Origin of the sequence: Dyadobacter subterraneus (assembly GCF_015221875.1) — a bacterium.
In the GTDB taxonomy this organism is placed as follows: domain Bacteria; phylum Bacteroidota; class Bacteroidia; order Cytophagales; family Spirosomataceae; genus Dyadobacter; species Dyadobacter subterraneus.
Genome location: NZ_JACYGY010000001.1, coordinates 3,301,447 through 3,317,459, shown reverse-complemented (window position 1 = coordinate 3,317,459; position 16,013 = coordinate 3,301,447). Strand labels below are relative to the sequence as shown.

Here is a 16,013-nt window from a genome sequence, read left to right as displayed (position 1 = left end):
AAAAAGATAAAAGAAGAAACTACCAGAACATGGAGTAACTGCTTGCATTAGAAACCGGAAGCAACAATTCCTGACCATCGCCGGAATTTCTTAAAACCACTTTTGCCTTTTTATCAATTTGTATATAATAACGGTTGTCAATCTGATACAATCCTTTTTCAATCAACTGGATTTGTTTTCCGCTGGCAAGTAGCGCGTAAAGCGAGCCGGCCGGTGTACCTTTAACATCATACGTAATAGTCAGCGCGTCATTAGTTGCAGTGATATGATCGCTAACGGTGGCAGAAGCAATTGCGTAACGAACGGCTGGATATCCCTGTGCATCCAAAGTATAACCAAGATAATTTACATTGGCAGAATCCGGCCAGGCAGCTTTGTCATTCTCAAGAATTGCCAGATTACTTTTTCCTGAAACAGGTACTTTCAAGCCCGCTGGTTCCAGCAATTGAGGCTCGCCACGTTCATACCACATTTCGGTAACGTTAGCAAATTGACCTCTCCAAGCCTGCAATAAAGCACCGCGGTTAAGATCCATAGTATAGCTCCATCCGGTAGGACTTCCCACTGAAATGCAATGGGTACGTTTATATTTTTCACCATCCAAAAGAACAAAAGAACGAACCATTTCAGGGCGTAAATCAGGATTCACTCCAATATAAGGTTTTGGCTCAGGCTCGGGCAAAGAAGAAAGTACGTGCAGATCATAAGTACGAATTCCTGCTTTTTGAACTCTCAAACCCAAAGCCGGCTGGCGCCATGGAAAACGGGAATAATGAATTTTGAATTTATGAGAACCTTTTGTCAGATTTACAGAACCTGAATGCGATTCCTGAGAAGTACTTTCTCCGGAAGTAATGATCGCCTTTCCATCAATATCAAATGTGAAAACATTACCTGAATAAATGCTTGTGAACACATAATCACCATCTTCTTCGGCAAGTACTTCACCTTCATAGATCAGGTGAAATTCACGCATTCCATTTGTGACTTCCTGTGTCAGACTATTGGTTTTGCTTTCTTTTTCAAGTTTTGAATAAGTAGGAGCATCCCATTTATCTGAATACAATTTGTAACTCAGATTATGTAATGTCAACGGTTTACGGTCATTCAAAAGCTGGTAACCGATGTTGCGGAAAGCGATTGTACCTTTTGTAACTTCCAAACCAAGTGACTGCGCATCACTGATTGATTTTGACAAAGGGAGATATACGCTTTCCAAAACAATAACGTCATTTAATTTCAGAGAATTTAAACGGGCAGAATTCTTTACCGTTGAAACTGAAGCATCATAGGCCAGTTCAATCGTTTGCCATAAACCTGGAGCCTTTGAAGCATTTTGAACAGGGAATTGTCCGATATAACCACTTGTAAGTGCGCTGGTTTCCAATTGTTTATTATCGGCCAGACGAACGCGTTGTCCTCCCGGAAGAATTATATTTCCTTCTGCTCCCGGAGAAAGCATAAATTCGGCGTAAAAACGCAGATCTTTTGCTTTCACTTTTGTAGTAATGGCGGTACCGGCTATTCCTACAAGCGTACCTTCACCATTTGTGGTTTTAGCAGCTTCATTTTTTACCGGATGAATTGAAATATTTCCTTTAACAGACCAGTTTGAACCGGCATTCTCGAAAGAGGACAAGTCTTTTAAAGTAATGGGCGAATAATTTCCCTTTCCTGTTTGGGCTGTAACCGCGAGGGGAAAAGCAAGGAGGAAAAGACAGAGTTTTTGAATGGTTGAACGCATTTTAAATATTAAGTGTAATGTTCACATTTAAAAAGCGAAGTACGGGTTTTTTTCTACTATTATATTATGATTTATTATAAATTTTTTTAAACTGAATATTTTTAAATACAAAATGGGCAGATTGATATTTTCGATCTGCCCATCTCGAAATGGTATTAATATTAATTCATGTTTTCACATAGCGGTTTACCACAAAGAGCACCAAGTTTTACACGAAGGGCTCAAAGAGTAGTAAAATCAGATTACGTTACCATAATTCTTAAACAAAATACTTTTGTCCTTCTTTGTGCAAAAACTTTGCGCTCTTTGTGTTTAATTTTAGCAGGAACACCGAGACAAATGATTTCAATGCATGATAAAAGTTTTATCAACATGTTCCAGTGAAGTTCCTTTGGTTTCGGGCATAATGCGCCAAACGAATATGAGCTGCAAAATCATCATAAAGGCAAAGAAAGAAAACGTAATTCCTCCTCCCAGATATTCTGCGATAATCGGGAAAGAAAATGCAACAACGGCTGCCATAAACCAGTGCGTAAAACTGCCAAGTGCCTGACCATTCGCACGTACTTCATTCGGGAAAATTTCAGAAATGAAGACCCAGATAACCGCGCCCTGAGAAAACGCAAAAAACGCTATGTAAACGAAAAGGAAAATCGGAACGCCTGTAAAATCCTGAATAAAAAATGCGCGGGCAACGAGACTTAACGTAATGATCAGTCCAACGGATCCGATTAACATTAAAGTACGTCTTCCAAAACGATCAATAAAATTGATAGCCAATAAAGTAAAGGCAAAGTTAACAAAACCGATTCCGGCCGAAGATAAAAAAGCGGATTTGGTACCTAGACCTGTCATTTCAAAAATCCGCGGACTGTAATATATGATAGCGTTAATTCCTGAAACCTGATTGAAAACCGCAAACGTAATGGCAAGTCCAACAGGTGATTTATATTTTGCTGAAAACAATTTGGCCTTCGGCTCATTTTGGATATTTTTTGTTGCCGTTAAAATATCCGCCAGCGTTTCTTCGCTGGTTTCTTTATCAATCAGTTCAAGAATCTGGCGCGCTTCATCAATTTTTCCTTTTTTCATAATCAACCAGCGCGGACTTTCCGGAACCGATAAAACGGCTATAAGAAAAATGATTGATGGTATGGCTTGTACGCCCAACATCCAACGCCAGGCATGATCGCCCAGGTCCTGCATGAAATAATTTGAAAAATAGGCAATCAGAATTCCGAAAACGACATTAAACTGGAATAATCCAACCATTTTTCCACGGGATTTTGCGGGTGAAATTTCAGAAATGTACATCGGTGCAGCAACAGAAGAAGCCCCAACACCCAGACCCCCAAGAAAACGGAAAACGAGAAATAAATACCAGTCGTTGGCGAGTGCAGAACCCAGTGAGGAAACAAGATACAAAACGGCAATCCAGACCAAAGTTTGTTTTCTACCAAGACGATCTGCCGGGATTCCGCCTAACATGGCGCCGATTACCGTGCCAATCAGGGCAATGGAAACCGTGAAGCCATGTTCGACCGCGGTTAGCTGCCAAAGAATTTGGATTGCTTTTTCTGCTCCGGAGATAACGGCCGTATCAAAGCCGAAAAGAAAACCTCCCAAAGCAACAACAATCGACCAGATTAATACTTTACTGTTTTTCATCCGTAGTTTAAGTTTTGCTCAAATTACGAATAATATTGACTTGGAAAAGTAAAATTTTAACTTAATATAATTCAGATATTCTGCCAAATGTAAAGAGTATCATAAGTTATTTAAAGTAACAATTGCAATCGCAAACTGCGGGATGTTCCTCGTGATGGAATGTGTAATTCACAGGTGAGGAGTCGGCGAGCGCCGTATAATTAATTGTTAGTTCCTGGCCATCTTTTGATAATTTACCATTTACAGTGATCGGCAAATTTGTTTCTGCTTTTCCTGATTGTGTATAATAAGTGTAAGAACCAGCGACTGAAAAAGAAGTGTTTTTGGTAAGTTTAAATTTGGGGATATTCACATATTCACAACACCTTCCTCTGTGGATCATTTCTTCTCCTTTAATCTCAAAAGTAGCGCAGGTACCATTTTGAGTCCAAAAAACAGGAATTACAAAATCAGATTTGCATGAGATTATAATTATCAGAAATAGAAAAAGGCGGGTAAAAATTTTCATAAACATTGAGGGCTTTAAGCGTTGAGCAGTATTTCTTGGTTTCAAGCTAATTAATCACAGCCGCAAGTGCAAGCCACCTTATCTATCGGTCCTGCCTGCATGTTGTAAGAAACAGTTTGTGCATTGATTACATAACTGATATTGACCTTTTGTGCGTTATTGGATAAATTGCCAAAGACAGAAACCGTTTGACTTGTGAATCCTGAACCATTAAAAGCGTGATAAGTCCCGGTCGTTTTGAAAGAATTATCTTTCTTGATTTCAAGTTTTGGTATGTCCAAATATTGACAACACTTATCGGTCAATTTGAAACCATCAGCAACCGATGAAAATGCAGCACAATCCTGATGCCATTGGCCTTTCGGAAATATTTCCGTTTTTTCATTACAGGAATTAAAAGCGATAGTCGAAACAATAATGAAAAGATAAAAGTTTTTCATGTTTTAATTCTGTTAGTAACGTTTTTATTATGACACCGAAATAAAAAATTACGTTGTAATCATTTTACATTTTTACTTTCGGATCGGCTTAAAATAATACCTTTGAAAAATTGATTTCAATAAATAAATGATATCCTTCCGGCACGAAGTTTTTTTTGAGGTAGCTAATCATCTGAGCTTCACAAAAGCAAGTCAGGTATTGAATCTTAGTCAGCCCGCAATCAGTCGCCATATCAAATCTTTGGAAGAACAATACAAAACAAGTTTGTTTGAACGGGTTGGAAACGGTATAAAATTGACATTGCCGGGAAATCTGCTTCTTGATCATTTAAGGCAGGCAAAGGAAGTACAGATTCGATTGTCTTATGCTTTGAGTACCCATCAGGATGAATATAATGCCAAAGGAGAATTACGGTTAGGAGCCAGCACCACGGTAGCGCTGTATATTATTCCTGAAATATTATCTGCTTTTCGTCAGAAATATCCCAATGTCCGAATCACACTTTTAAACCGCAATTCTGAAAATGTTCTAAAAGCTTTGGGTAATAATGAAATTGATCTGGGTATTATTGAAGGGCAAACCAAAACAACTTCTGTCAGTTACAGATATTTTCTATCTGACGAAGTGATAGCAGTTTGTTCTCCAAAAAGTGAACTTTGGTTCCGGGAATCTATTTCTTTGGAAGAATTGAAAAATTATCCAGTTGCATTAAGGGAGCGCGGTTCAGGAACGCTGGATTCAGTTAAGGCTGCTCTTGCTGAGGTTAACATGAAAATCTCAGATCTTAAAAATAATATCTCCCTTGGTGGAACAGAGGCTTTGAAAAACTTTTTACTGGTTGATAATTGTCTGGGATTTTTACCGCTTCGTTCTGTTCAGAAAGAATTGGCGTCAGGGACATTGAAACAGATTTTGATCGAAGGACTGCATGTTCAGCGTCAGTTTTATTTTATTCAGCGACATGGTTCTGAGAGCGATCCTTTTGGCCAGGCTTTTGTCCGTTTCGCACTGCAAGGTCATAACAATGCGTTATAGCGTATATTAAAATAGCATTGGTTTTGCTATAATTGAACCTATACTTTTGACAAAAAATAATGTCAAAAGCATGGAAAATACGATGACTTTAACTTCACATGTCACACACCTCGAATGTGCAGTAAGTAAAGAGAAATTTGATCATAAGAAAATCCAGACTTTTTGTGCTAATGATGCCGAAGGATGGAAGGCGCCGTTATTTGCCAAATATGATTTTTCACATCATGTAGATAAAGAGGTTCTCCTGGATCGTGAAGCTTCCTTATGGAGATATTTTGAATTTTTGCCGGTCCTTGATCCGGCCAATATTGTAACATTGGGTGAAGGTATGACTCCGTTATTACATCTTGAAAATCTTGCCAAAGAATTCGGAATCAATAAATTACTACTAAAAGACGAATCTCTAAATCCAACCGGTTCTTTCAAAGCGCGCGGACAAGCCGTTGCTGTTTCCAAAATGAAAGAATTGGGAATAAAACAATGTATTGTTCCAACTGCCGGAAATGCAGGCGGGGCTTTGGCTGCTTATGGTGCAAAAGCAAATATTGAAGTAACGGTTGTAATGCCAAGATTAACCCCGGAAATATTCAAACAGGAATGCCGTTATTTTGGCGCAGAGCTAATTCTGGTTGACGGTTTAATCAACGACTGCGGCAAACTCGTTGCAGAAATGAAAGCCGAAAATGGCTATTTCGATGTTTCCACCATGAAGGAACCTTACCGTTTGGAAGGAAAAAAAACGATGGGTTTTGAAATCGCCGAACAAATGAACTGGGAGTTACCAGATGTAATTTTTTACCCAACTGGTGGCGGAACTGGTTTGATCGGACTTTGGAAAGCTTTTGAAGAAATGAAACAAGCCGGATGGATAACAGGGGAATTCCCAAGATTGATAGCAGTTCAGACAGAAAATTGTCAGCCGATTGTCTGGTCATATGAAGGTAAACAAAAAAATGCGTCTGCTTACCAGGCAAAACCTTCGATGGCAAACGGCCTTGCCGTTCCATCTCCTTTTGCAGAAAGACAAATTTTAGAAATCCTGAAAGAATCCAGCGGATTTGCAATTTCAGTAAGCGAGCAGGAATTACTGGATGGTGTAAAAACTTTGTCAAGAAGAGAAGGATTATTTGTGGCACCAGAAGGAGGTGCACTTGTTCCTGCTATGCTGAAAGCAATTGAAAATAAACTCGTCAGCCCTGACGAAACGATATTATTATTAAATACAGGCAGCGGCTATAAATATGCTGAAAACCTGTTATAATATTTCTATTTCTAAATCTACCTTTAAAACAAAAAACGATCTGGAAGCTTCCAGATCGTTTTTTGTTATTCTTTGAAAGTCGGCCAGGCAAAACTTTCAACTAAAAAATGATTATTTCAAAATCCACATAACCCCATTAATATCATCATTTCCGGCATATTGGCTGGTCAGTGCAGCTGTGTAATTTGCTGTGTTTGCTGTTTTTTCAGTCTGGATATACTGGAATCTTTTTGCAATACGCTCACTGTTTCCTGTGCCTGGTCCTGTAGTGAAAGCTGGAACTCCTGTGCGACGGTAAGTATAATAAGATTCAAGACCTGAATGTCTGAAAAGTGCAAGATAACGTTGGTTCAAAATTTCAGTCAAACCTGTTGCACCCGCAGCATATTTCACACTTGACTGCGCATAGTAAGTATCAAAAGGAGTATTGATAGGGTAGCTGTTGTATACAGCTGTGCTTCCCGGACTTCCCGAACTGATAAAATATGCTGTAAATGAACCAGATGCCGGAATACCATAAGATGACCATGAGGCAAGAATTCCTGCTTTGTAATAATCCTCCGCAGTTCCCAAAGCGCCTTTTGTTGCCCAGCCTCTGTTCATTGCTTCCGCAATATTAAAGCACATTTCAGGATATCCGATCTGCACGCTTGGTTCTCCGGTGTAAGTCTCGTAATAATGTCTGCGATTGATAAGAGAATATTCACCAGCGTTGGCTTTGACATACATAATACCCAAATCTTCGCCAGGATCAGCACCAAGGAACGCGCTGAAACTTGTAGGGCTTGTACCCGCAGAAACTTTGGCAGATGCCGGTTCTGTTGTAACAAAAACACGTGGATCCATTAATTTTGTCAACAAACCTACATAAGTTGCAGATGAGTTTTCGCGTAAGGCGTTAAAACCAAATGAACCAGGATTTTCAGGATATTTGTTGGTAGGATTGATGTAAGTATATTGAAGGTTATCATCAGTACTTGTCATCAACGGATATTTCACAGGATCACCAATAATGGTCGCAAACTGCGTTTTGATATTAAGATCCGTATCACTTTCCTTTTTACTCAGGTGAATTAAAAGGCGAAGACGGTACGCATTCACCGTTTTTTGCCATTTTGCTACACTGTTACCAAAATAAATATCTCCTGATAATCTGCTGTCTGACTGGGCAACCAATGTACCAAGCTGCGTATTAGCTTCGTCCAGCCATTTCAGACTTTGAAGGAAAACTGTTTTCTGAGAATCGTAAACCGGATTCAGGTTTGTACCTCCAAGAAGCGCTTCTGTCATTGGGATATCACCCATCTGAAGGCTCATTTGTGTAAAAAAGTAGGCTCTGAAAAATTTACCTAACGCTCCGTACGGATTAATTTCCGTTGTGTAAAGTTTGGCAGCTTCTTCTTCCATCTTGATCACGTTTTTCAACGTAGAGTACTTGTCCTGGCCTTGACCAAAAACATACTGATTATTTCCATAGTAATCATAATTGATAAGGAAGTACTGATCCCATTTTTCATAATCACCCGCAGGTGCATCATACAGATCGTTCAAAATTCCTGTAAGTAACAAAGAAGGCGGAACGGTCGTAGGTTTGTTTGAGTTCAGGTTCAGTTCATCAAAATTCCCCTCACAGCTTCCCAGCAGGATCAGTGCCAGTAAAGGCAAAAATCGTAGTAATACTATTTTTTTCATGTTCTTAAAGTCTATAATTTAATTAAAACAACATGTTCAGATTGAAACCGTATCTGCGCGTTGTAGGCGACTGTAAACCAGTTCCGGTAGTGGAATAGTTATACTGGTCAAGATCCACATCTTTAAAGCGTTTGTCTTTGTAGAAATAAATCAGGTTACGCCCTACAAGAGAAACCGTTACTTTTTTAATGAATGAATTGCCAAGCACTTTTCCAGGAATCGAATATCCGATTGTCAACTCGCGAAGTTTAGCATAAGTTTTGCTCATAAGGTTTGCTTCTGTCACACCGTAATAAGAACTTACCCATGATTGAACAGATTTAACGCTTGTGTTTGGAGAAAACTGCAATTCGCTGTAATTCAGTATTTTACCAGTCTGAGAATCGATGTTGATCGCCTGACCGTTGGCAACCACAACACCGTCACCTACATAACTTCCTTTGTAATTTGGATCACCTGCATGTTGATCATCCAGGTCACGTGCTACACCAAGTGCGCCTGTTGCTGTTTCAAGGTTTCTTCCTCCGCGCATTGTTTTGTTGTGCATGTAATCGGATGTTTTGCCACCTACACGACCGTCAAACTGGAAACCAAGAGAGAAACTTTTATAAGTGAATTTGTTATAAACACTCCATGCAAATTTCGAATTCAGATAACCCAGGAATTGAGAAACTGAGTTAGAAATTGGAGATCCTGAACTGTTATAGATCACTTTTCCGTCTTCTGTTCTTAGGAACGCGCTGTCATAAAATTTATCAACGCGGTCACCTTTATGGAAGAATGTTTTGTAAACTGACTGATTTCCTGGAAGTTCATTGTAAACTTCTTTGAACGTACTGTAATTCACAAGGATATCCCAGTTGAAATCACCAGTTCTGATTGGTGTTCCCGTTAATGAAATTTCGTAACCTGTTTTCTTTGTTTTTAGAGCGTTCAGGTAATAGAAGCTGTAACCTGTTGCAGACGAAATCGGGTTTTGAAGAATTTGCGGACCGTCAAGATATTCAAATCCGGTAAGGCTTAATCCCAGACGGTTTTGTAAAAATTTCATATCAACACCCGCTTCATAATTAATACGGTTGAAGGTTTTGATATTCGGATCGTAAATATTGCTTGTGTAATAAGCAGCAGTCTGGCTATTATATGGTTTGGCAGTAGAATAAACCGAAGAAAGTGAATAATCCGGACCGCCATAAGGAGACTGATAATTACTGCCATAATCTAATGGATAATCAAAAAGTGAATTACCTGAAGGACTTGCACCAAGCGCTGTGATAGAGTTAAAAGGAGCAACACCTACGTTAGCATTTGTAGCATCACCGTGAATTGCGGCAAAAGAACCTCTTACTTTAAGGAAAGAAATTACATCCGGCAGTTTAATGTAATCCGAAATCGGAGAAGCTACCGATATACTTGGGTAGAAATAACTGTTGTTTCCGCTTGGCAATGCAGATGATTTGTCGATACGACCTGTCAATGCCAATGTCGCATATTTTCCAAAAGATGCATCCATAGAAGCATAGCCACTGTAAACTCGCATTTTGGAATCAAAGCTGCTTGCCTGGATTGCATTTAATGAGTTACTAAAACTATATACACCCGGCACGCTCAAATAATCGGTTGAGGTAAAGCTTGAATTATATGTAAACAACCTCGCATTTCCACCTACGAAACCGGCAAGATTAAAGAATTTGCCAATGTTATAATTATAGTTAACCTGAACATCGGTATTGCTTTCGAACAAGTTGCGGCGGTCTTCACGGTAATCACCTTTATTTTGATCACGTCCATATGGGTGAGCAGAATATGGCATCTTTTCAGTACGAAGTAAATTGTAAGTAGTCACCTGCGTACGTGCATTTACATTTACGTTGTCATTGATTTTGTAATTACCCGAAACGTATGAGTATATATCTGTTTTGTAATGACCTCTCGTCCATTCCTTAACCTGGAACCATGGGTTGTGGTAACGCTGATATTCTGCAAAAACAGATTGCGTACCTACTTTTCCTTCCTGCCAGATTCCTTTAATATCCGGAGCTTCCACATCCCAGTCCGCACCGGTCCATACAGCTACGTTGTAAATCAAACTGTTTGGTCCGTAATCCACGTCAGGGAAGTTTGGAGAATATTGACGGTTCAGGTTTACGTTGGCATCGATTTTCAAACGTGAAGTCGGGTTGAAAGAACCGAACATGTTGAAGTTCGTAATGTTAACCGCGTTGTTTGGTATGATACTTTTTTGTGTTGAATGCGAAGCAGAGAAACGAAGATTGTAATTGTCTCCGCTCGTAGTCAACGAAATATTGTTTGTACTTTGAAAACCAGTTTGCAGGAAACGATTCAGGTTGTTTTTTCCGCGCGCTACATAGGGAGTAGGAGTAATATGCCCTTTCCACTGATAACCGCCTGGATAAGTTGTCGTAAATTCCTGAGTCGGATCATATTTCCCATCATATTGAGGAATAAGCTGTCCGCGGAATTTTGGTCCCCAAACATCATAATCATTGTCGTTTAACCCACCACCTTTACCATCACCAAATGCATAAAGCTGGTTTTCACCTCCGCCGTATTCATCCTGAGTTCTTGGAAAAGCAAGGAATCCTTTGTCAATGGCGTTGGTTGAATTAAACTCAACATTCCAGCCTTTTTTCTTGTTACCTTTTTTTGTAGTAATCAAAATCGCACCATATTGCGCACGGCTACCATAAAGAGCTGCCGCTGTTGGCCCTTTCAAAACTGTGTAAGTCTCGATATCATCCGGGCTTACGTTCCAGGTATCAGAGCTGATCGGTACACCATCAACCACGTACAGGTTGATCTCGTTACCTCTCAAAATTACGGTAGGTTTTCTAAGCATCTCAGCCGAAGCACCCACCGACAAACCGGCCACTTTTCCTGTAAGACCCGTGATCGGGTTTTGATCTCTGGCCATGGTAAGGTCCTCTCCCTTAACTTCTTGTACGGCATATCCCAGTTTTCTTGTTTCTTTTTTGATACCAAGAGCCGTTACTACAACCTCCGACAATTCACGGGTATCTGTTGCAAGATCAACATCCATTACCGATTTGTTGCCAACAACTATTTCCTGCTTCATATAACCAATTGCTGAGAATATAAGCGTGCTTCCACCGTCGGCAACGGTAATTTTGTAGCGTCCATTTTCGTCCGTGTTGGTTCCGGTAGTTGTACCTTTCAATACAATGGATGCGCCGGGAACAGGCTGGCCATCCGAGACACCCTTGACAGTTCCCTCAACAGTCCTTACCTGTGCGAACAAATCCGGAATTAAACATAGCTGGATCATGAGCAAAGCAATCAGGATTTGCCTCCACGGCAAGAGCACCCTGTTTCGCAATCGTAAAGATCGTTTCATAAAGTTGAATAGTTAAAAGTGAAAAATTTTGGGTAAAAGATTTTAGGACATAAAGAGGACTTGTAAAGCTCTCAATTATGAATGCGCAAAATTAAATGTATAGTATTACTTAATTATTAATGAATTATTAACAAACCAAAATACGGGTAATATTTAGATAATCAAATTATTATTTCGTTATTTTTAATTTACAAAGAATTAGTAATGAGTGTTATATGGAAACAAAAATTAAGCTGTAAATTAAAATTAGTTACTTGAAAAATGTTCGTCTTGACTATTATATGTTTACAAATTTTAAATTATTCTACAAAAGCATAATAATTTCCTGAAATTCTATGACTGAACTTTTTTGTAACTATATGATGATTTAAAATTGACAATAAAGCAGCCTGAAAATCTTCTGGGAGTTATAAATTTTTGCTCTTTGCCAGATGCAAAAAAGGATGGGTATAATTTGAAGAATAAGTTGAATGGCCGGCTTGAAGAAGGAAATTAAAATGATGTTTTAGACATATATTCTTCACCAAAGTATCAACAAAAAAGGTCTGACTCGTACGTTAAGTTACGGCTCAGACCTTTTTATTGTTATAGTACATGTTTAATGAGCTTCCAGCCAATTGGCTCCGATGCCGATACCAGTTTCCATTTTAACCTGTAAAGGAATAGCATTGCGCATTAATTCGTCTACTTTTTCTTTTAGAAAATCCACTTCGTCGCGATGCACATCAAATACAAGTTCATCATGAACCTGTAAAATCATGCGTGATTTAAGTTTTTCATTTTTGATAAAATCATGAATGTTGATCATGGCAACTTTAATCATATCTGCCGCAGAACCTTGAATGGGCGCGTTAATAGCATTTCGCTCCGCAAAACCACGATTGGTCTGATTGCGGGAATTGATATCTGGCAAATATCTACGTCTTCCTAAAATGGTTTGGACATAATGCTGTTCACGCGCATCAAAAACTACACGGTCCATATATTGCTTGACAGCAGGAAATTCCTCAAAATATGATTTAATAATTTCGGAAGCTTCCCCGCGTGGAATGGCCAGACGTTGTCCTAGTCCAAATGCAGAAATACCGTAAATTATTCCAAAATTGACCATTTTCGCTTTTCTTCTCATATCAGAAGTCACATCCGAAAGATCAACCTTGAATACTTTGCTGGCCGTAGTCGCATGAATATCCCGGCCCTGATTAAAGGCTTCGATCATACTGCTGTCTTCGCTGAACGCTGCCATTATACGTAATTCGATTTGCGAATAATCCGCCGACATAATCTGGAAATCGTCGCCGTCCGGAATAAATGCTTTACGAATTTCCCGTCCTCTTGGTGTACGTATCGGAATGTTTTGCAGGTTTGGATTTGTTGAGCTCAATCGTCCCGTCGCTGCAACTGCCTGATTATAAGAAGTATGAATTCGCCCTGTACGAGGACTAACCAGTGTGGGCAAGGCATCGACATACGTGGATTTCAATTTTTGAAGTTCCCGGTAATCAAGAATTTTTCTGGCTATTTCAAACTGTCCTTCAAGTTCAGAAAGTATTTCTTCGCCGGTTGCATACTGGCCGGTTTTCGTTTTTTTAGGTTTGTCGATCAGTTTCATTTTGTCAAATAAAACTTCGCCTAATTGTTTTGGCGAACCAATGTTAAACGACTGACCGGCAATTTCAAAAATCTCCGATTCCGTTTTACGCAGATCACCTTCCAGTACCAGTGACATATCGGCCAAAGCGCCAATGTCAAGCCTTACGCCGGTATTTTCCATCGCAGCCAAAACCTGAACAAGAGGCATTTCTACATTTTGAAATAACTTTTCGGCATTATACTTGGGAAGTTCCTTAACAAAAATATTGTTAAGCTGTAAGGTAATATCAGCGTCTTCACCGGCATATTGTGTCGCTTCAGGAATGGCAACGTCACGCATATTACCTTGTTTTACTCCTTTTTTGCCAATCAAGGAGGTGATAGAAACCGGCTCGTAGTTCAGATAAGTTTCAGCCAGGATATCCATTCCGTGGCGTTTGTCAGGTTCCAGTAGGTAGTGTGCAAGCATGGTGTCCTGCAACTTTCCTTTTATTTCAATACCATAATTTTTAAGTACCAGGATATCATACTTTACATTCTGGCCAATTTTCTCAATATTTTCGTTTTCAAAAACTTCTCTGAAATACTCCACAATTTCCTGAGCCTGTACTTTATCAGGTGGAACCGGAACATAAAAAGCTTCACCCGGAAGATAAGCAAATGATAGTCCGACAAGCTCAGCATCAATTGTTTCCAGCGCCGTTGTTTCTGTATCAAAGCAAAAAGCTGATTGAAGGCTCAGATAATACGCCAGACTCTTTAAAGTTTCCGGCGTATCGACTGTATGATACCGATGGAAAGTATTGTCAATTGTCTTTTTGGCAAGAAGCGGAATATCGGATTCCTCTCCTTCAAAATTACCCGAAGATGAAGATTCGAAATTTGAAATGTCCGAGTTTTGCTGTGTTACCACATTTTCACTGGCAACAGCATTACCAAATAAATCATACTGACCTTTTTTGTCGACTACTTTTGTCTGTGGCGCCGGAGCTGCGGCCGCAGGTGTATCACTTCCTAAAATCCGCTGACGAAGTGTTTTAAATTCAAGTTCGTCAAATAACGCATTGACTTTATCACGATTGGCTCCGCAAATAGTGAGGTCTTCGGCATCAAAAGGCACAGGAACCTGAATGTCGATCGTGGCCAGTCTTTTGCTCAAAAGAGCCTGTGCACCATGTTCACGAACTTTTTCTCCCAGTTTTCCTTTTATTTCATCCGCATGAACCAATAGATTTTCGATCGTATCATATTCAGCGATAAGCTTTTGTGCCGTTTTTTCACCCACACCCGGAATGCCCGGAATATTATCAACCGCATCACCCATCAACCCAAGCATATCAATAACCTGGTCGATACGTTTGATCTGCCAGCGGTCAAGTACTTCATTGATGCCAAGTTTTTCGGCACCTTTACCCATGAAAGCAGGCTTATATATATGTACATGCTCCTCCACAAGCTGACCAAAATCCTTGTCGGGAGTCATCATGAAAACTTCAAAATTTGCTTTGGAAGCTTCTTTTGCAATGGTCCCAATGATATCATCTGCTTCAAAACCATCCAAAACCAGAATTGGAATACACATGGCTTCCAATAATTTTTTCACATAAGGAATAGCTACGCTGATATCTTCGGGCTGTGCTTCGCGCTGTGCTTTGTAAGCAGGATATTCAATATGGCGGAAAGTTGGCTCGGAAGTATCAAAAGCTACACCGATATGCGTTGGTTTTTCCTTTTGCAAAACTTCCAGCAAAGTATTTGTAAAGCCAAATACCGCACTGGTATTCAAACCTTTCGAAGTAATTCTGGGTGCTTTTATAAAGGCAAAATGAGCACGGTAAATCAACGCCATCGCGTCGAGCAAAAATAGCTTCTGGGTGGGTTTCTCCATAAGATTCTTTTATAAACGAAAATCAAAGATAATGTAACGCTGACTATTTTGTGACTTCCTCACCTAAATCGGGTTCAAATTTTGCTTATGATTCTGCAAATTGGCATCTTCGCCTTATTTTTGAGGCGAGACTTATCAGTAATTAAAGAAAAATGGAAGCAATGAAAAAACAATTTACGTTAGCAGTGTTGTGTTTGGGTTTGGTAATGATGCAGGCTTGCAAAGGACCGGAAGGGCCAGCGGGACCAGCGGGTGTGGGAACAACAGGTGCTACCGGAGCAACAGGTGCGACAGGACCAGCCGGAACTGCCAATGTATTTTATTCGAGCTGGGCTGCTGCGGGACCCTGGACTGGAATTAATTTCAACAGTGTCCAGCGTTCTTATATAGATATTCCGGTTGCGCGTATTACACAGGATATTCTGGATAAAGGTGTTGTGCTGGTTTACGCAAAATTGAATTTGGGCGATACACAGATCCGCCAGCTTCCGGTAACGGTTAAATCCGGTTTTACAGAAGAGCTGATCGATTTTTCTGTGGCACTAAACACTTTGAGAATATGGTCAACTCCGTTTGACGGCAATGCGCAGCCATCTGCAACATATCAGTTTCGTTATGTGGTAATTCCTGGCGGACAGGCGATTCGTATGATGAATTATGAAAATCTTTCATATGAAGATGCTGTTAAATTGTTTAATATCCAGGATTAAAACCTGATAAGAAATAAGCAGAAAATTTGCTAAAATCTAAAAGCTGCCGTTCGTATCACGTGGACTGGCAGCTTTCTTTTTTGTTTTTAACCCTAAA

At 39.8% G+C, this 16,013-nt stretch carries 10 protein-coding genes; 3 read left to right on the top strand and 7 right to left on the bottom strand.

The genetic code is table 11. The annotated features are described in order from the left end of the window. Nucleotides 1–19: 19 nt before the first annotated feature. From IEE83_RS13615 to IEE83_RS13600, 4 genes are all read right to left on the bottom strand, one after another. Entirely contained in the window at nt 20–1,744 is a 1,725-nt protein-coding gene (locus IEE83_RS13615) for a 3-keto-alpha-glucoside-1,2-lyase-like domain-containing protein (RefSeq protein ID WP_194121097.1), read from the bottom strand. Nucleotides 1,745–2,089: 345 nt separating this feature from the next. After that, on the bottom strand, nt 2,090–3,412 hold the full coding sequence (locus IEE83_RS13610; RefSeq protein ID WP_194121096.1) for a sugar porter family MFS transporter: 1,323 nt from the start codon (nt 3,410–3,412) through the stop codon (nt 2,090–2,092). A 106-nt stretch (nt 3,413–3,518) separates the two neighbouring features. Further along, nucleotides 3,519–3,920: a hypothetical protein gene (locus tag IEE83_RS13605; RefSeq protein WP_194121095.1), complete on the bottom strand. Its 402-nt coding sequence runs from the start codon at nt 3,918–3,920 to the stop codon at nt 3,519–3,521. A gap of 50 nt (nt 3,921–3,970) precedes the next feature. Next, nucleotides 3,971–4,360, bottom strand: coding sequence for a hypothetical protein (locus tag IEE83_RS13600; RefSeq protein ID WP_194121094.1), 390 nt, complete (start codon nt 4,358–4,360; stop codon nt 3,971–3,973). A 127-nt stretch (nt 4,361–4,487) separates the two neighbouring features. Here IEE83_RS13600 and IEE83_RS13595 point away from each other — a divergent pair, with 127 nt between their 5' ends. Together IEE83_RS13595 and IEE83_RS13590 are read left to right on the top strand one after the other, a co-directional pair. After that, nucleotides 4,488–5,396 carry a LysR substrate-binding domain-containing protein gene (locus tag IEE83_RS13595; protein WP_194121093.1) on the top strand — a complete coding sequence of 303 codons (909 nt, stop codon included), beginning with the start codon at nt 4,488–4,490 and terminating at the stop codon, nt 5,394–5,396. A 70-nt stretch (nt 5,397–5,466) separates the two neighbouring features. Next, nucleotides 5,467–6,657 carry a threonine synthase gene (locus IEE83_RS13590; RefSeq protein WP_194121092.1) on the top strand — a complete coding sequence of 397 codons (1,191 nt, stop codon included), beginning with the start codon at nt 5,467–5,469 and terminating at the stop codon, nt 6,655–6,657. A gap of 111 nt (nt 6,658–6,768) precedes the next feature. Here IEE83_RS13590 and IEE83_RS13585 read toward each other — a convergent pair whose 3' ends face one another. The 3 genes from IEE83_RS13585 to polA all read right to left on the bottom strand — a co-directional run bounded on the left by IEE83_RS13585 (nt 6,769) and on the right by polA (nt 15,206). Further along, the gene (locus IEE83_RS13585; RefSeq protein WP_194121091.1) at nt 6,769–8,349 is read right to left on the bottom strand and encodes a SusD/RagB family nutrient-binding outer membrane lipoprotein; all 1,581 of its coding nucleotides are present in this window, start codon (nt 8,347–8,349) and stop codon (nt 6,769–6,771) included. Between the two features lie 22 nt (nt 8,350–8,371). Beyond that, the gene (locus tag IEE83_RS13580) at nt 8,372–11,725 is read right to left on the bottom strand and encodes a SusC/RagA family TonB-linked outer membrane protein (RefSeq protein ID WP_228101804.1); all 3,354 of its coding nucleotides are present in this window, start codon (nt 11,723–11,725) and stop codon (nt 8,372–8,374) included. A 598-nt stretch (nt 11,726–12,323) separates the two neighbouring features. Then, nucleotides 12,324–15,206, bottom strand: a complete 2,883-nt coding sequence (gene polA / locus IEE83_RS13575; RefSeq protein ID WP_194121090.1) for a DNA polymerase I — start codon at nt 15,204–15,206, stop codon at nt 12,324–12,326. Between the two features lie 161 nt (nt 15,207–15,367). Here polA and IEE83_RS33280 point away from each other — a divergent pair, with 161 nt between their 5' ends. Further along, entirely contained in the window at nt 15,368–15,916 is a 549-nt protein-coding gene (locus tag IEE83_RS33280) for a hypothetical protein (protein ID WP_194123562.1), read from the top strand. Nucleotides 15,917–16,013 lie beyond the last annotated feature (97 nt).